At 40.6% G+C, this 15,707-nt stretch carries 17 protein-coding genes; 8 read left to right on the plus strand and 9 right to left on the minus strand.

Annotation, left to right across the window (positions count from 1 at the left end):
- The first annotated feature begins 6 nt into the window (after positions 1 to 6).
- From ICJ55_RS07010 to ICJ55_RS07035, 6 genes are all read left to right on the plus strand, one after another.
- Positions 7 to 1,212 (plus strand): efflux RND transporter periplasmic adaptor subunit, encoded by a 1,206-nt coding sequence (locus ICJ55_RS07010; RefSeq protein WP_188156161.1) that lies wholly within the window; start codon positions 7 to 9, stop codon positions 1,210 to 1,212.
- A gap of 11 nt (positions 1,213 to 1,223) precedes the next feature.
- Positions 1,224 to 4,391 carry an efflux RND transporter permease subunit gene (locus tag ICJ55_RS07015; protein WP_188156162.1) on the plus strand — a complete coding sequence of 1,056 codons (3,168 nt, stop codon included), beginning with the start codon at positions 1,224 to 1,226 and terminating at the stop codon, positions 4,389 to 4,391.
- A gap of 254 nt (positions 4,392 to 4,645) precedes the next feature.
- Complete coding sequence (gene guaB, locus ICJ55_RS07020; RefSeq protein ID WP_188156163.1) at positions 4,646 to 6,109, plus strand: IMP dehydrogenase; 1,464 nt, start codon at positions 4,646 to 4,648, stop codon at positions 6,107 to 6,109.
- 121 nt (positions 6,110 to 6,230) lie between these two features.
- The gene (locus tag ICJ55_RS07025; protein WP_188156164.1) at positions 6,231 to 6,899 is read left to right on the plus strand and encodes an HAD family hydrolase; all 669 of its coding nucleotides are present in this window, start codon (positions 6,231 to 6,233) and stop codon (positions 6,897 to 6,899) included.
- Positions 6,900 to 6,953: 54 nt separating this feature from the next.
- Positions 6,954 to 8,525 (plus strand): glutamine-hydrolyzing GMP synthase, encoded by a 1,572-nt coding sequence (gene guaA / locus ICJ55_RS07030; protein WP_188156165.1) that lies wholly within the window; start codon positions 6,954 to 6,956, stop codon positions 8,523 to 8,525.
- Positions 8,526 to 8,716: 191 nt separating this feature from the next.
- Entirely contained in the window at positions 8,717 to 9,919 is a 1,203-nt protein-coding gene (locus ICJ55_RS07035; protein WP_188156166.1) for a tyrosine-type recombinase/integrase, read from the plus strand.
- On the opposite strand, the gene ICJ55_RS07040 is transcribed toward ICJ55_RS07035, so the two are convergent.
- From ICJ55_RS07040 to ICJ55_RS07060, 5 genes are all read right to left on the minus strand, one after another.
- Complete coding sequence (locus tag ICJ55_RS07040; RefSeq protein WP_188156167.1) at positions 9,900 to 10,100, minus strand: helix-turn-helix transcriptional regulator; 201 nt, start codon at positions 10,098 to 10,100, stop codon at positions 9,900 to 9,902. The genes ICJ55_RS07035 and ICJ55_RS07040 overlap by 20 nt on opposite strands.
- A 37-nt stretch (positions 10,101 to 10,137) precedes the next feature.
- Entirely contained in the window at positions 10,138 to 11,391 is a 1,254-nt protein-coding gene (locus tag ICJ55_RS07045) for a DNA cytosine methyltransferase (protein WP_188156168.1), read from the minus strand.
- A gap of 73 nt (positions 11,392 to 11,464) precedes the next feature.
- On the minus strand, positions 11,465 to 11,836 hold the full coding sequence (locus ICJ55_RS07050) for a hypothetical protein (protein WP_188156169.1): 372 nt from the start codon (positions 11,834 to 11,836) through the stop codon (positions 11,465 to 11,467).
- A 197-nt stretch (positions 11,837 to 12,033) separates the two neighbouring features.
- The gene (locus tag ICJ55_RS07055; protein WP_188156170.1) at positions 12,034 to 12,690 is read right to left on the minus strand and encodes a P22AR C-terminal domain-containing protein; all 657 of its coding nucleotides are present in this window, start codon (positions 12,688 to 12,690) and stop codon (positions 12,034 to 12,036) included.
- Between the two features lie 254 nt (positions 12,691 to 12,944).
- Positions 12,945 to 13,148: a hypothetical protein gene (locus tag ICJ55_RS07060; protein ID WP_188156171.1), complete on the minus strand. Its 204-nt coding sequence runs from the start codon at positions 13,146 to 13,148 to the stop codon at positions 12,945 to 12,947.
- A gap of 11 nt (positions 13,149 to 13,159) precedes the next feature.
- On the opposite strand from ICJ55_RS07060, the gene ICJ55_RS07065 reads away from it, so the two are divergent.
- Together ICJ55_RS07065 and ICJ55_RS07070 are read left to right on the plus strand one after the other, a co-directional pair.
- Positions 13,160 to 13,384, plus strand: a complete 225-nt coding sequence (locus tag ICJ55_RS07065; RefSeq protein ID WP_188156172.1) for a hypothetical protein — start codon at positions 13,160 to 13,162, stop codon at positions 13,382 to 13,384.
- A 138-nt stretch (positions 13,385 to 13,522) separates the two neighbouring features.
- Positions 13,523 to 13,711: a hypothetical protein gene (locus ICJ55_RS07070; protein ID WP_188156173.1), complete on the plus strand. Its 189-nt coding sequence runs from the start codon at positions 13,523 to 13,525 to the stop codon at positions 13,709 to 13,711.
- Positions 13,712 to 13,715: 4 nt separating this feature from the next.
- Here the strand turns inward: ICJ55_RS07070 and ICJ55_RS07075 are convergent, their stop codons facing one another.
- The 4 genes from ICJ55_RS07075 to ICJ55_RS07090 form a co-directional block, all read right to left on the minus strand.
- On the minus strand, positions 13,716 to 14,240 hold the full coding sequence (locus ICJ55_RS07075; RefSeq protein WP_188156174.1) for a MazG-like family protein: 525 nt from the start codon (positions 14,238 to 14,240) through the stop codon (positions 13,716 to 13,718).
- On the minus strand, positions 14,224 to 14,481 hold the full coding sequence (locus ICJ55_RS07080) for a hypothetical protein (RefSeq protein ID WP_188156175.1): 258 nt from the start codon (positions 14,479 to 14,481) through the stop codon (positions 14,224 to 14,226). Before ICJ55_RS07080 ends, ICJ55_RS07075 begins: the two co-directional genes overlap by 17 nt.
- Positions 14,482 to 14,574: 93 nt before the next feature.
- A complete protein-coding gene (locus ICJ55_RS07085) occupies positions 14,575 to 14,862 on the minus strand; it encodes a hypothetical protein (protein WP_188156176.1) in 288 nt (95 codons plus the stop codon).
- Complete coding sequence (locus tag ICJ55_RS07090; RefSeq protein WP_188156177.1) at positions 14,859 to 15,698, minus strand: hypothetical protein; 840 nt, start codon at positions 15,696 to 15,698, stop codon at positions 14,859 to 14,861. Before ICJ55_RS07090 ends, ICJ55_RS07085 begins: the two co-directional genes overlap by 4 nt.
- Positions 15,699 to 15,707 lie beyond the last annotated feature (9 nt).

The following is a 15,707-nucleotide window of genomic DNA, read 5'->3' on the forward strand; positions in this document are numbered from 1 at the left end:
GAATGTATGACAACGGAAACGCAGAAGCCGAGCAAAGGCAGAAAGTTTTTAATTGTACTGACATTGTTAATTGTATTGATTGTGTTTGCCGCAATCGTAGGATTACAAAAAATCGGGGCAATGAAAAAAGCAGAAGCTGCGGCAAATATGCCTGAATCTGTTAGTGAAGTAACAGCAATGCAGGTTACTACACAAGAATGGACACCTACAATTTCAGCAGTCGGTTATATCCGCCCGAATCAAGGGGCAATGTTAAGTGCTGAAACCTCAGGCGTGGTAAGCCGTGTATTGGTTACATCAGGTCAGCGTGTGAAAAAAGGCGATCTTTTAGTTGAATTTGACAGCAGTGTTGAACTTGCTAATTTAAGAGCGTCAGAAGCTCAGCTTTCAACAGCTAAAGCCAATTTTGAACGCTATCGTAATCTAATTGCATCAAACAGTGCATCAAAAGCAGAATTTGATAATGCACAATCAACGTATAATCAACTACTTGCGAATATTGAATCGTTACGTTCAATCATCAAACGTCGTCAAATTTATGCACCCTTTAGCGGTGTGGCGGGTATTGTGAATGTAAATGTAGGGCAATACATCACAATGGGAACTGAAATTGTGCGTGTTGAAGATCAATCTTCTATGAAAGTGCGTTTTACTCTTCCTCAAACTAATGTTGAGCAAGTTTCGGTTGGTCAAAAAGTAACGGCAGAAATTGATGCGTTGCCGGCACAAACTTTCCCTGCTCGTATTATTGCGATTGATCCTGCCGTTGATCGTTTAACCGGTCTAATGAATATTGAAGCGGTTATTGAGGAAGGGCAAGAAAAATTGCTTTCCGGTATGTTTGCACGTTTAAATGTAGCGTTACCAACTCAAACAGGGCAGGTTGTTGTGCCACAAATTGCGGTGGCTTATACAATGTATGGTGAAACGGTCTATGTGTTGCAGCCTTTATCTGAGGAAGATAAAGAGAAGGTTAATAAAATGGCAGCACAGAACCCAAGTTTAGATGTAACCAAAATGTATCGTGCAAAACAGGCAGAAGTAAAAACAGCCGACCGCAGAGGTAATTATTCGCAATTAGTTAAAGGTGTGAAAGCCGGTGATTTAATTGTAACGGGTGGATTACAACGTTTGAGTAATAACTCGTTGGTAAAAGTATCTGATGTTGAAGCCGTTGGTATTACCACACCGGCAAAAAACAGCAAACTTTAATGGAGTAGTAAGTGAAATTTACTGACATCTTTATTAAACGCCCTGTTTTAGCCGTTTGTATTAGCTTACTTATTACGATTTTAGGCTTACAAGCGATTGAAAAATTGCAGGTGCGTGAATATCCGGAGATGACTGTTTCTATTGTAACGGTAAGTGTGAACTATTCAGGTGCTGATGCCGGTTTAATGCAAGCCCTTGTTACCTCACAGTTAGAAGAAGCGGTTGCTCAAGCGGATAATATCGACTATATGACTTCATCAAGTTCGCCAAGTACGACAACAGTTACGGCGAAAATGAAGTTAAATACCGATCCGAATGCAGCACTTTCTGATATATCAGCCAAAGTAAATGCGGTACGCTCAAACTTACCGAGAGGTATTGATGACCCCTCTATCAGCGTTTCGACCGGTTCGAATGATGCATTAATGTATATTCGATTTGTGTCTGATGAATTAAATACGGCACAAGTAACCGATTATCTAAACCGTGTAGTTAAACCGCAATTCTTTACCGTAAATGGGGTGTCCAGTGTTGATGTATATGGTTCAACCTTTGGGTTACGCATTTGGTTAGATCCGGACAAAATGGCGAGTAATAAGTTATCAGGCTCGGCAGTATTATCAGCATTAAGTGCCAATAACTTACAAACTGCAGCGGGAAATGCTAACGGTTATTATACGGTTTATAAAAATAAGGTTTTATCAACTACGCCTTCTGTTCAAGAATTAGAACAAGTTACCGTTTCAACGACACCGGATGGTAGAACGATTAAACTTAAAGATATTGCCACTGTAGAGTTAGATAAATCGAACGATATGGCTCGTGCAACAGTAAGTGGCAAAGAAGCGGTGGTTTTAGCGGTTTCAGTTGCGGCTACAGCTAACTCACTGACTGTAGCAAAAGATATTTACCCAATGTTTGATCAGGTCGTGAGAAACTTACCGGATAGCATTCAAGGGGATATCGTTTATGATAAAACCATTGCGATTGATAGCTCAATCAATGAAGTTATCCGTACTATTTTAGAAGCAACCGTTATTGTATTAGTTGTGATTATCCTATTCTTAGGTTCGCTTCGTGCAATGATTGTACCCGTTATTACCATTCCGATTTCACTTATCGGGGCATTGTTCTTGCTTCAAATGTTCGGCTTCTCAATCAATCTTCTAACCTTACTTGCGTTAGTATTAGCGATTGGTTTAGTTGTAGATGATGCGATCGTAGTACTTGAAAACGTAGAACGCCACGTTAAAGAAGGTAAAACGCCATTTGATGCAGCAATTATTGGTACGCGTGAAATTGCCTTACCGGTAATTTCAATGACAATCACATTAGCAGCAGTATATTCCCCAATGGCATTAATGACAGGGGTAACAGGCACACTTTTCAAAGAGTTTGCTTTAACTCTTGCCGGTGCGGTATTTATTTCAGGAATTGCAGCTCTTACGCTTTCACCGATGATGTCTAGCCGAGTGTTAAAAGAGCATAAAGAAGGTGAAGAATCTCGTTTTGCACGCTTTGTTCATCGCTCGCTAGATAAAATGACAAGCTGCTACACCAATATGCTAAGTGCGGTAATGGCAGTTCGTGGTTTTATGCTGTTCTTTGCGGTATTGATTTTTGCAAGCCTACCGTTCTTATTTACCTCACTTTCAAGTGAAGTTGCTCCAACAGAAGATCGCGGTTTCGTTGTAGGGATTTCGAATGGTCCATCTAATACAAATTTAGATTATACAGAAGCAGCCTTAGCTCCGTTTACTGAGGAAGTATCTAAAGTCTCTGAAGTTTCATCGGTTATGACGATCTCAGGGTTCAATGGTGGTAATAGTGCATTATCGATTATCGCATTAAAAGATTGGAATGATCGTACTCGTGAGCGTGCAGAAATTTCAAACGAAATTGCAGCTCTGGGGAAAAAAGTAGTTGCAATGGACGTAAATGCGATTGCTTTCCCTGAGATCTCAACAGGCGAAAACGGCTTACCGTTCTCACTTGTGATTACAACCGCAGACAGCTATGAAAAATTAGCAGTGGTGGCTTCCGAGTTCTTGAAAAAAGCACAGGCATCTGGGCAGTTCTTCTTTGCGAACCTAGACCTAAAATTTGACACGGCAACGATGAATATGAAATTCGACCGTGAAAAAATGGGGGCTTATGGCGTAACGATGCAGCAAGTAAGTGGTACATTAGGGGCATTCTTATCGGGTGCAATTATTACCCGTGTCGATATTGACTCTCGTGCTTATCCAATTGTATCGCAAGCAGTACGTAACGACCGTTTAAATCCTGAAGATTTAATGAACTACTATGTTACGACTGCAACTGGCGAATCTATTCCGCTAGGTTCATTTGTTACAATGGAATTAACTACCTCACCATCCTCATTACCTCGTATGAGCCAGTTAAACTCTGCGACAATTGGCGGTGTAGTATCCGGTTCTATCGGTGATGCCGTAAATTGGGCGAAAGCAGAATTAGATCGCACTTTGCCTACTGGTTATCAGTACGATTTTAGAGGTGAGTCTCGTCAATTTATTCAAGAAGGTAATGCAATGGCAATGACATTTGCACTTGCGGTTGTGATTATCTATATCGTACTGGCAATTCAGTTTGAGTCTTGGCGTGATCCACTAGTAATCTTAGTTTCTGTTCCATTGGCAGTAAGTGGAGCATTACTGGTTATGAACATTCCATCAGCAATGAAAGGACTGTTTATGGGAATTGCTGCCGGCACAGGCTCTAAAGATATGATGGCATTTGCTAATAGTATTTGGACGGCAGGCTACACGCTCAACATCTACTCGCAAGTAGGCTTGATTACGCTTGTTGGCTTAATCACCAAACACGGTATCTTGATGTGTGAAGTGGCAAAAGAAGAGCAATTAAATCACGGCAAATCTCGCTATGATGCGATTGTTTATGCGGCAACAATTCGTTTACGCCCAATTATGATGACAACCGCAGCGATGATTGCAGGCTTAATTCCGCTATTATTTGCAGTAGGTGCAGGTGCAATTGCCCGTTTCAGTATGGGAATGGTGATTGTTTCAGGTCTTGCGATTGGTACACTATTTACCTTATTCGTACTGCCTGTAATTTACACTTTCTTAGGTCAAGAACATAAACCGTTACGTGAATTTGACGAGGAAAAATATTTTCCAGCAGTAAAAGAAGCGTAAAAATACCCAAAGGACGTAGCGATACGTCCTTTTTTTGTTTTGACAAGCGGTCAAATTCCCTCAATTTTTTGCAACTGTATTGAGTATCTTAATTTGCAAAACATTTCCATTTTTTTACCGCTTGTTTATTTTGTTTGCAAATGACGAAAACGTTTACGTAATAGATTTACAAACAGCCATTTTATCTGTATAATCCGCACGCAATTTTCCAATACAGTTTTTTAACTTTAATCACTTTTTAAGGAATTATTGCAATGTTACGTATCAAACAAGAAGCTCTCACTTTTGATGATGTTCTTCTAGTCCCTGCACATTCAACAGTGCTTCCCAACACAGCCGATCTTTCAACTCAATTAACTAAAACTATTCGCTTAAACATTCCAATGTTATCTGCGGCGATGGATACAGTAACTGAAACCAAATTAGCGATCTCACTTGCTCAAGAAGGCGGTATCGGTTTTATCCATAAAAATATGTCAATTGAACGCCAAGCTGATCGTGTGCGTAAAGTGAAAAAATTTGAAAGCGGTATCGTCTCTGAGCCGGTAACCGTTTCACCTGATATTACTCTTGCTGAATTAGCGAATATCGTGAAACAAAACGGTTTTGCAGGTTATCCTGTGGTGGATGAAAACCAAAATTTAGTGGGAATTATCACCGGGCGTGATACTCGCTTTGTGAGCGATTTAAGCAAAACCGTGCGTGAATTTATGACGCCAAAAGAGCATTTAGTTACGGTAAAAGAAGGTGCAAGCCGTGATGAAATTTTTCACTTAATGCACGAACACCGTGTTGAAAAAGTATTAGTGGTGAGTGATGACTTCAAATTAAAAGGGATGATTACCTTAAAAGATTACCAAAAAGCCGAAAGCAAGCCGAATGCGTGTAAAGATGAATTAGGACGTTTGCGTGTTGGAGCAGCAGTCGGTGCCGGTCCGGGCAATGAAGAGCGTATTGATGCCTTAGTGAAAGCGGGTGTGGATGTCTTATTAATTGACTCTTCACACGGGCATTCAGAAGGCGTTTTACAACGTGTGCGTGAAACTCGTGCTAAATATCCAAATTTACCGATTGTTGCAGGTAACGTGGCTACTGCTGAAGGTGCAATTGCGTTAGCAGATGCCGGTGCAAGTGCGGTGAAAGTGGGGATCGGCCCTGGTTCAATCTGTACTACTCGCATCGTTACAGGCGTAGGTGTGCCACAAATTACCGCAATTGCTGATGCCGCAGCAGCATTAAAAGAGCGTGGAATCCCAGTAATTGCAGATGGTGGTATTCGCTATTCAGGCGATATTTCTAAAGCGATTGCCGCAGGTGCAAGTTGTGTAATGGTTGGTTCAATGTTTGCCGGTACGGAAGAGGCACCGGGCGAAATTGAGCTTTACCAAGGTAGAGCATTCAAATCTTACCGTGGAATGGGCTCACTTGGAGCGATGAGTAAAGGTTCGTCAGATCGTTATTTCCAATCGGATAACGCGGCAGATAAATTAGTGCCGGAAGGTATCGAAGGTCGTATTCCATACAAAGGCTTATTAAAAGAAATTATCCATCAACAAATGGGCGGATTACGTTCTTGTATGGGCTTAACAGGCTGTGCGACTATCGAAGAATTACGTACCAAGGCTCAATTTGTGCGTATTAGTGGTGCAGGGATTAAAGAATCACACGTTCACGATGTGACAATCACTAAAGAAGCACCAAACTACCGTATGGGCTAATAACCTTTTTACTCTCTCCCCCTGTGGGAGAGAGACTGTTTAAAATGACGTTCAGTAATTTTAAACAGAGAGAGGGTTGCAAGCGGTTAGATTTCCTTAAATTTTTACAAAAAGAGGCATTATGCTCCAAGCTATTATTTTTGATATGGACGGTGTAATTGTTGATACCGAATATCTTGAGTTCTCTCTGCAAAAGCAATTTATTGAAGATCTCAAAGAACATAACTGCCCGATTACTTTGGAACAACAATCTGAAGTGGTGGGGAAATGTTTGAAAGAAATTCCGGTGATTGTGCAAAAATTAAGTGAATCTAGCCTACCGATTGAAGAAATTCGCAGCCGTTATTATGCGTTTTTCCAAAATTTATTCAGCACGGTAGATTTTCGTACTATTTTCCGTGCTGATATTCAACAGATTATCCGCTTTGCCAAAGAAAATAATATCAAATTGGCGGTGGCATCCTCATCGGCAAAATCGCATATTGATAATATTCTGACCGTTTGCGGTATTAAAGATGAATTTGATTTTATCGTCAGCGGCGAACAATTCGAACATAGCAAACCTGACCCAACCATTTACCGCTACACCTGTGAAAAATTAGGTGTAGAGCCTCAAAATGCGGTAGCGATTGAAGATTCCTACTACGGAATGAAATCTGCAAAAACCGCAGGCTTAACCGTAATCGGCTACGAAGAAAAACGAATGTTAATTGACCAAAGTTTAGCGGATTATATTGGGAAAAATATGGTGGAGATTTTGAGTATTTTGCAAAGTTTTAAGAAAATTTGACCGCTTGTATCTAAAGAGCCTTATAAGATTAGAAATTAAATAAAGAGAAAACCAATGAACAACATTCACAATCATAAAATTTTAATTTTAGACTTCGGTTCACAATATACTCAGCTGATTGCCCGCCGTGTGCGTGAAATTGGCGTGTATTGCGAGCTTTGGGCATGGGACGTAACGGAAGAGCAGATCCGTGAATTTAACCCAACAGGAATTATCCTTTCAGGCGGTCCTGAAAGTACCACCGAAGAAAATAGTCCTCGTGCACCTGAATATGTATTTAATGCAGGCGTGCCGGTATTAGGTGTTTGCTACGGTATGCAGACGATGGCAATGCAATTAGGCGGTTTAACTGAAACCTCCGATCACCGTGAGTTTGGTTATGCTTCAGTTGAATTAAAATCTGCAGACAATCTATTTGCAAAATTAAACGATAATTTAACCGCTAGCGAGCCAAAATTAGATGTTTGGATGAGTCATGGCGATAAAGTAACGCGTTTACCAGCGGGTTTCCAAGTAACAGGGGTGACACCAACTTGCCCGATTGCGGCAATGTCGGACGAAAGCCGCCGTTTCTACGGTGTACAGTTCCACCCTGAAGTGACGCACACGAAAAGCGGTTTAGAACTTTTAACCAACTTTGTGGTAGGCATTTGTGGCTGTGAACGTAATTGGACACCCGAAAACATCATCGAAGATGCTGTTGCTCGCATTAAAGAGCAGGTTGGCGATGATGAAGTGATTTTAGGCTTATCAGGCGGGGTAGATTCTTCTGTTACCGCATTATTATTACACCGTGCTATCGGCAAAAACTTACATTGCGTATTCGTAGATAACGGCTTGCTTCGTTTAAACGAAGGCGATCAAGTAATGGAAATGTTTGGCGATAAATTCGGTTTAAATATTACTCGTGTTAATGCAGAAGAGCGTTTCTTAGATGCGTTAAAAGGCATTGATGAGCCGGAAGCAAAACGTAAAACTATCGGTAAAGTATTCGTGGATGTTTTCGATGATGAATCGAAAAAATTAACCTCAGTAAAATGGTTGGCTCAAGGCACAATCTACCCTGATGTAATCGAATCTGCCGCAAGTAAAACAGGTAAAGCACACGTGATTAAATCGCACCACAACGTGGGTGGCTTGCCAGATTATATGAAATTAGGCTTAGTTGAACCATTGCGTGAATTGTTTAAAGACGAAGTGCGTAAAATTGGCTTGGCACTTGGCTTACCGGCTGAAATGCTTAACCGCCACCCATTCCCAGGTCCGGGCTTAGGCGTGCGTGTGTTAGGTGAAATCAAAAAAGAATACTGCGATTTATTGCGTAAAGCCGATGCGATTTTCATTGAAGAGTTATACAACTCCGGTTGGTACTACAAAGTCAGCCAAGCCTTTACCGTATTCCTACCGGTAAAATCAGTGGGTGTAATGGGGGACGGACGTAAATACGACTGGGTGGTGAGCTTACGTGCGGTTGAAACCATTGACTTTATGACCGCACACTGGGCACATTTACCGTACGATTTACTCGGTAAAATCTCCAACCGTATTATCAACGAAGTCAATGGTATTTCCCGTGTGGTGTATGACGTTTCAGGAAAACCACCTGCAACGATTGAGTGGGAGTAATAACATTTCATTTCATAGCTAATCATATCTATTCAAAAGCCCCATATTTTCTAGGAATATTGGGCTTTTATCTATTCATATCTATTCATAGTTATTCATATTAGTTCTAATTTTTCACGGTAAATAAGACGGTATGGATTGAATGCTTTCCTAAAATTAGGCAAAATACCGACAAAATAGGAGACGGTATTATGCTTACAGATACTAAAATCAAGGCTTTAAAAGGGAAAGACAAGTTGTATAAAGTGGCTGATCGGGACGGACTTTATGTCGCAGTAACACCTAAAGGCACTATCAGCTTTCGCTATGATTATCGCATAAATGGGCGAAAAGAAACATTAACCATTGGAAAATATGGGGCTGACGGAATTAATTTAGCTGAAGCTAGAGAGAAACTGATGCACGCTAGAAAGTTGGTAAGCGAGGGAATATCTCCAGCCATATCCAAAAAGGCAGACAAGGATAAAATCCGTAATTCTGAGCGGTTTTCAACGTTTGCTGAGCGGTACTTGAAAGAGGTAGATTTGGCGGATAGTACAAGAGCATTACGTATTGCCACTTATGATAGGGATATTAAGGTGGTTTTCGGCAATCGTCTTTTGACGGAAATCACAACGGAAGAAATCCGTAAGCATTGTGAGAAAATTAAGGAGCAGCGAAATGCACCTTCAACGGCTATTCTTGTTCGTGATTTAATATCAAATATTTATCGGTTTGCTAAGTTAAGAGGTTATAAAGGAGAAAACCCAGCAGATGAAATTTCAAATTCATCTATTGCTGTGTTTAAGGCGAGGGAGAGATCGCTAACACCAAAAGAAATTAACATATTTTTTAACACATTAGAGAATATGCAATCAGACTTTGCGTTAAAGAAAGCTCTGAAATTTATCCTTCTGACGATGGTTCGTAAAGGCGAGTTAATTGGTGCTACTTGGGATGAGGTTGATTTTAAAAATAAAGTATGGACTATTCCTGCAGGAAGAATGAAAGCACGGAGACCGCATAATGTCTATTTATCTGAACAGGCTTTAGATTTAATTGTTGCCTTCCAGATTTATTCGGAAGGCTCAGATTACTTATTGCCTGGCAGAACTAACCGAAAACAACCTATAGCACGGAGTTCATTGAACAGAGTTATAAGAAATTGCATTAATGAGATTAATAAAGAAAAGTCATTAATTGATGACTTCACTGTTCACGATTTGAGGCGAACTGCCTCAACATTGTTACACGAAGAAGGTTTTAATAGTGATTGGATAGAGAAATCTCTTGCTCACGAGCAACAGGGGGTAAGAGCAGTATACAATAAAGCTGAGTACTCGGAGCAGAGAAGAGATATGATGCAACGGTGGGCAGATATGGTAGATAGTTGGATCAAAGGCGAGAACCTGTAATGCGGTTCTTTGTCCATTCAAGTACTTCACTTGCCAACCAGCCGACACGGTTATAAGATATATTTTGCCGCTTGGGAAATTTGCCGCTTTTCTCCAAGCGGTAAATTGTACTATCGCTTAAGCTGGTAAGTTCTTTTACTGTTTTCTTGCCAAGAATGGCGTTTGGGTTGATGTGTTCCATTTTCTCTCCTAAAATAAAAATCCCTCGTTTAGAGGGATTAAACTAAATAATTATTGAGCCGTAGTCCTATCCAATGCATACAAGGTACAGCCATACTATTGCCAATGGCTTTATAGCGTGGGCTATCGGGGCAATCTTCGGTAGATTTACCACGGTAGGGGATTTTTGTGAAATCATCTGGAAACCCCTGTAATCTCTCACACTCTTTTGGAGTGAGTTTACGGACGGTAGTCGAAGTTGCAATGCCTATACCTTCTCCGCCTTGACTAGCCCTCAATGTGAGGGATTTATCCATTGCGGTTTTAGGCGTAATATCTCCGTTCCAGCAGATGCAAGGGATATTATTTCCACCTGTTCCCATTCTTGCTTTTAGGGTTGGCGTTTTATCCTGCACTTCGCTAATTCTGATAGCTTCTGCACCTTTAACTTCAAACAAGATATTCTCCTGTCCGCCATTACGCCCTAAACAGTGTGCTATATCTCGGCTGATAATCGGATCTTGAGTTCCGTGGACGATGAGTGTCTCACTCCCACCACTCAACGCTCCGCCTGATGCTCTAACTGTCCCTCCTTTGTCTGATTGGAGATACGTTCCAAAGCTGCTTTCAATAAATCCGGTAAGGCTTTCCCTCTCGATTCCGCTCGTCTCAATATTCCCTCGCACGCTTTTTTGCTCAATGAGTATTTCGGCGACACTTCTTGCTCCAGCACTTGCCACAAGGAACACTCTTTTGCGTCGTTGGGGGACACCGAAGTATTGAGCATCGAGGATTCGCCAGCCGACAGTTCTCTTTGAATGCACATAACCAGCGTCTGTCCATCTGTTCCCTGTTGGCTGCAATGGCTCACATTCCTGAACCAGTCCAGCCAGAAAGTGTCCGAATGCGTTGTCCTTGGTGGATAGCACACCGGGTACGTTTTCCCACACGAGAATGCAGGGTGGTTGTCCGTTTTCTTGTCTGACATAATCGATTGCCTCTAAAATGTGAATAAGTGCAAGGGTTAAATTCCCTCTATCATCGTCTAAGCTTTCCCGCTTGCCCGCCACGCTGAATGCTTGGCAAGGAGTGCCACCGACTAGCACATCAGGAGCGGGAATTTCGCCATTTAAGATTTTTTCAGGTAGAGCGGTCATATCACCCAAGTTCGGTACATTGGGGAAACGGTGAGCTAGTACAGCACACGGAAACGGTTCAATCTCGCTGAACCATAAAGGCGTGCCAATGTCGCACCACGCTACACTTGCGGCTTCAATGCCAGAACAGATCGAGCCGTAGGTGAATTTTTGCATTTTCTCTCCAAAAAATAACCGCTTGCAGTACAAGCGGTTGGTCTGTTAAATGTTCATTTGTTCATTGAACAGTTCATTTACTCTTTAACTGTTCAATTTCATTTCTTAATTTTTCAATCTCTGTTGCCATACCAAGACATAGAGCTTCTATATCTGAGCCATCAACCCCAAGATAATAACTGGTATATTCTGATACACACGAGAATGAATGGTCGCTTGGGCTAACATCCCAATTACCTGTATCACTATCGTTATATGCCCAGAATTTTAATAGCGGTTGCTCATCGATATAAATTGGGATAAAAAAGAATCCTTCATCATTTGCTGACCATTCACCTATTGCAATCCTGATATCTTTGTTTGAATAAATATATTTAGCTTTAAATTCCTGAATTGCCTCTTCTAGTTGGTTCATCAAAAAATCAGGTATTTTTTCAAATTTCATTTTAATTTCCTCTTATTGGTGCGGTGCATTGTTTGCCATCGCAGTCGTTGCGTAACTCTAAGTAGTCGGCAACCACCACGAAAGCGGTTAAAAATAGAATGATTTTTGCGTATTTCATCGTCTAATCCTCAAAATTGGGGTGTGGAAATCCGCCGCTTGATATTTCACAAGCGGTAGGTTTTTTTGATTTTTTGTGATTAGAACGTTGGCTTTTTAAATGCCGGGTCAAAACCTCGAACGTGTTTCAACACTCGCCAATTTGTCATTGGGTCAATGTCAAAGTCTTTGGTAATACGCTCGATAATTTTATGAGCCGATTGTGCGGTGTGGCTATACTCAAAACCTTGTCCGTAGATTTCAGGTGCGATATTTGAACCGAGTTTTTGGAACATCGGGTAGATATAGCGGAAAGTGTGAATACCACGCACGAAAGCGAACCAAGACCACGTTAGGCTTTGTAGTTCATCTTCGGTAAAGTCGAAAGTGTATTTCTTTGGCGGTGGTGCAAGCGGTCGAATTTCGGTGTTTTTTTGTAAATTTTCCAACTGGTTAAGGAACGCTCGCAATACCACTAAATGAAACTGTGGGCTGATCCACGCAGCATAGGCAATCACGATTTCTTTACAGGCGTATGTACTTGGATTTGTACCGCCTCGAACGGTTTTAACAGCCAAAGTACAGATCTGTACTTTGTCATTTTCAATTTCTGAAATAAGATCTTTGGTTTGATCTAAACGCAAAAATAAAACGGGCTTATGTTTTTCATTTCCGCCACTAGCTTTATGCAGATCAGTTAAAGAGTAAAGGTTGTCAATTTGACGAATTGAATTTGAGAAGATTTGTAGATTTGACATTTTATGCCCCTTGTTTTTCAGTTAGTATTCGACCAACCTTAGTAGGGTTGATCGGGCTTCAACTACCAAAACAAGCTGGCGGAGCTTATTTCCCGAAGGTATTTTATTAGGCTCTCTCGACCCGATCACTGAAATGTGAGATTTTTCACATTTAAATTTTAGGCATAAAAAAACCGCTTTTTAATCGGAGCGTTTGATAACCGACTTGTTTTAGTAGTGCGGTTATCTTAATCCGAATAGGGGGCGGTGTCAAATTAATCCAGCAGTTTATTTAAGTCAGGCTTATCAGAGGTATTGCCAAACCGATTTCTAATTGTTTTCCCCTCATAAACAATCACATCAAATTCTTGTTCAATTTGAGATATGGATTCATTTTTTAGGCTAGCTTTAAATATGCATTGATCAGCAGTTTGCGGATCGGTAAAATCGTTTTTAGTCAAAATAATGATTTTTTTCATAGGAGTGCCTTATGTTTGTAGTTGGTTGGAATAGAGAGCAAGGCGAAGCCTTAACAATTGAAACACTTGAAGAGCATATTCAATATAACCGCACCGCCTTTCATGAAAATACGAATGCAAGCTGGGCTATGCTAGGGCTTTTTGAAACAAAAGAGCAAGCCCGTGATTTTTGCTTTAAATTGCAAGAAATTCGTAATGCAAGATTAGATGGTGAGTTATATCAAGAAGGAAGTTAATACTCTTTTTTGTTGCCGAAAATGGCGGTGGTGTCAAATACCAATATCTATTTTTGCGATCTACATCGAAAAAATAACTATCCAATCTGACAGTAAAACGCTTTCGTAGTAACCTATCCAAAAACAACGGAGGAAACTATGAAAGAGCTTTTCAAGCAATGGCTGATCAACCAAAATTCAGATTTCATCAATGGATGTGGCATTGAGTGCATTCTATCAAAGGTCGATGACCGATTGAAAATCATCAACGCCAACGAAGAAGAAACCGAAACGCTAGAAGAGTGGCTGGAAGCCTTTATGCAGACTGTTTCGGTTTTTGTTGCGTAAGGTTCTATAAATCTTCTTCTTTTACAAACACGCCATCAATCATTTTGCCTTTGCGGTCTTTGATTTGGTCGTAGGCGTGCTCAATACAATCACTCAAGCTAAAGTCATATATATTAGCAATATCACTAAAAGCAACCAATAAAGACCATATAGCATAACGTTCATCATTATAAATAGGGGGCATTGCTTTAGCATAAAGAGCAGGAATGATTGTTGCAACAATATGGGTTATTTCAACTGAGCTTAATCCGTCTTTTTCAAAGATGTCGCTGCGGATAAAACGAGCAACCATTTTATCTTGATAATCATCAAAGTTAATATCCCAATTTTTCTGCTTATTCAGAATTACTAGAATGACAAAACAATCCCCGATTGCATCTTTTATCATTTCGGGATTATTTCGGGCAATTCCTCTACAGAGTTCGCCAAACTCTTCCATTAGTTTCAGTGTTTGCTTTTGTGGGGTTGAGCCGTTGATTAGGTTGCGATCTTCCGCCCATTGTTCAATGTTTTTAATTAGTTGTTGCATTCTGTTTATCCTGTTCATCAATCCAATTTAACAATTCAATCCAAGTAAAGGCATCACATTCGTGTCCTAAGTATGAATTTCCGTTGGTTAATAGTTCGTGGTAATTATTTAAATTGTCGGTTGCATTATCTGTATGGAGGTCAATCCTGTTGCGAATGTCTCGCCTAATAACATCTTTCGTTCCTTCTCCAATATCTTTCCAATACAGACGGATAACATCGCTACTACAGACGGATAACATCGCTACATTCGTTCACGGCATAATTGCTTCGACCTAAGCAGTAGCGAACGCTTTCGATAAGCAGCTTTTCTAGGTGGTGTGGTTTAATGTTTATCATTGCTTAGACCTACCTCTCTTTTTGTGTTTATGGCTATGTTTAACAATAATTGGCTTTAGCTCTTGCTCGTGTAATTCATCTATCTGCTGGAGCAGGTGTTGTTTATCTGTAATAAGTTCTTCATTACGTCTAAGCAAGGTGTTATTTTGTGTTTCAAGATGTTTTACTTGTTCCTTTAATCGATGGTTTTCGCAAGAGAGTTCGTCAAATTTCAAAGAGATGAATTTTATTGCCATCTCCTGTGAACGATATTTCCCCCAATGGTAAAACGGATTTAGGTTCATTTCTTTTTACTCTCCAAGTAATGTTGATAAATTTTTTCACTATTGGCGGCATCTGCTAGGATAAATTCCCGGCACATATCGCCCCTATGACTATCCCAGGCTAATTCCCTAAAGCTAGGGTGCTTTCTGGCAAGAGATTTTAATCCCTCGCAAATATGCTGATACCGCTTTTCGCCAATGCCTTTTAATTGCTTGAGGTATTCTTCCTCTTGCCAGAATAGAGTAATTAGGTCAGAGATATTATGCTTGCGTAAGGTGCAAGCGGTCTGTTTTGGCACAAAATCTTCAAGTGGAATATCTTTGATCACACTTTCTGCCTCTGCCTTAATCTGCAACATTTCGTAATAGGTTTTAATATTTTTTGGATCAAAGATATTCAGCCAATGCAACAACTTGTCTATATCGCTTTCTGCTAATTCGGTTTGGTAGGGGATAGCAATAAAAAAGGAGCTTAAAATATGCTCCTTGTTTACGTCATTGATTTGCTCCGCTACAAACTCGTAAATCCATTGCTGGATTTGCGGGTCGTGATAGATAAATTCGTTATTCGCACTTTGTTGAGAAGTGCTAAAATAATTCTGTCCCAGCTGATTACGGCAAGCCACACCTGCCACAACCGTCCATTTGTGCGGTGTGAGAAAGGTGAGGCGGTAATCCGTTAAGCGATGCGGAGCAAGCCATTCACCGCTAGGCACAGGTTTATTATGGAATACCCATACTTTGCCTTCTTTGCCTAACCCTTGTGCTTGGATTCGCATTGTGCCGGTTTCTACTACTCGAGTAGCCCAAAAATCGAGTTTCTTGGGATTGTATTTTTTCTTACGGGGTTTCTTCATAAAAACTCC

This window comes from Mannheimia bovis (assembly GCF_014541205.1).
Taxonomy (GTDB): Bacteria; Pseudomonadota; Gammaproteobacteria; order Enterobacterales; family Pasteurellaceae; genus Mannheimia; species Mannheimia bovis.

Excerpts from the sequence above, each read along its gene's own strand:
- ICJ55_RS07010 (WP_188156161.1), top strand. The coding sequence starts at position 7 with ATGACAACGGAAACGCAGAAGCCGAGCAAAGGCAGAAAGTTTTTAATT.
- guaB (WP_188156163.1), top strand. The coding sequence starts at position 4,646 with ATGTTACGTATCAAACAAGAAGCTCTCACTTTTGATGATGTTCTTCTA.
- ICJ55_RS07025 (WP_188156164.1), top strand. The coding sequence starts at position 6,231 with ATGCTCCAAGCTATTATTTTTGATATGGACGGTGTAATTGTTGATACC.
- guaA (WP_188156165.1), top strand. The coding sequence starts at position 6,954 with ATGAACAACATTCACAATCATAAAATTTTAATTTTAGACTTCGGTTCA.
- ICJ55_RS07035 (WP_188156166.1), top strand. The coding sequence starts at position 8,717 with ATGCTTACAGATACTAAAATCAAGGCTTTAAAAGGGAAAGACAAGTTG.
- ICJ55_RS07040 (WP_188156167.1), bottom strand. The coding sequence starts at position 10,100 with ATGGAACACATCAACCCAAACGCCATTCTTGGCAAGAAAACAGTAAAA.
- ICJ55_RS07045 (WP_188156168.1), bottom strand. The coding sequence starts at position 11,391 with ATGCAAAAATTCACCTACGGCTCGATCTGTTCTGGCATTGAAGCCGCA.
- ICJ55_RS07050 (WP_188156169.1), bottom strand. The coding sequence starts at position 11,836 with ATGAAATTTGAAAAAATACCTGATTTTTTGATGAACCAACTAGAAGAG.
- ICJ55_RS07055 (WP_188156170.1), bottom strand. The coding sequence starts at position 12,690 with ATGTCAAATCTACAAATCTTCTCAAATTCAATTCGTCAAATTGACAAC.
- ICJ55_RS07060 (WP_188156171.1), bottom strand. The coding sequence starts at position 13,148 with ATGAAAAAAATCATTATTTTGACTAAAAACGATTTTACCGATCCGCAA.
- ICJ55_RS07065 (WP_188156172.1), top strand. The coding sequence starts at position 13,160 with ATGTTTGTAGTTGGTTGGAATAGAGAGCAAGGCGAAGCCTTAACAATT.
- ICJ55_RS07070 (WP_188156173.1), top strand. The coding sequence starts at position 13,523 with ATGAAAGAGCTTTTCAAGCAATGGCTGATCAACCAAAATTCAGATTTC.
- ICJ55_RS07075 (WP_188156174.1), bottom strand. The coding sequence starts at position 14,240 with ATGCAACAACTAATTAAAAACATTGAACAATGGGCGGAAGATCGCAAC.
- ICJ55_RS07080 (WP_188156175.1), bottom strand. The coding sequence starts at position 14,481 with ATGTTATCCGTCTGTAGTAGCGATGTTATCCGTCTGTATTGGAAAGAT.
- ICJ55_RS07085 (WP_188156176.1), bottom strand. The coding sequence starts at position 14,862 with ATGAACCTAAATCCGTTTTACCATTGGGGGAAATATCGTTCACAGGAG.
- ICJ55_RS07090 (WP_188156177.1), bottom strand. The coding sequence starts at position 15,698 with ATGAAGAAACCCCGTAAGAAAAAATACAATCCCAAGAAACTCGATTTT.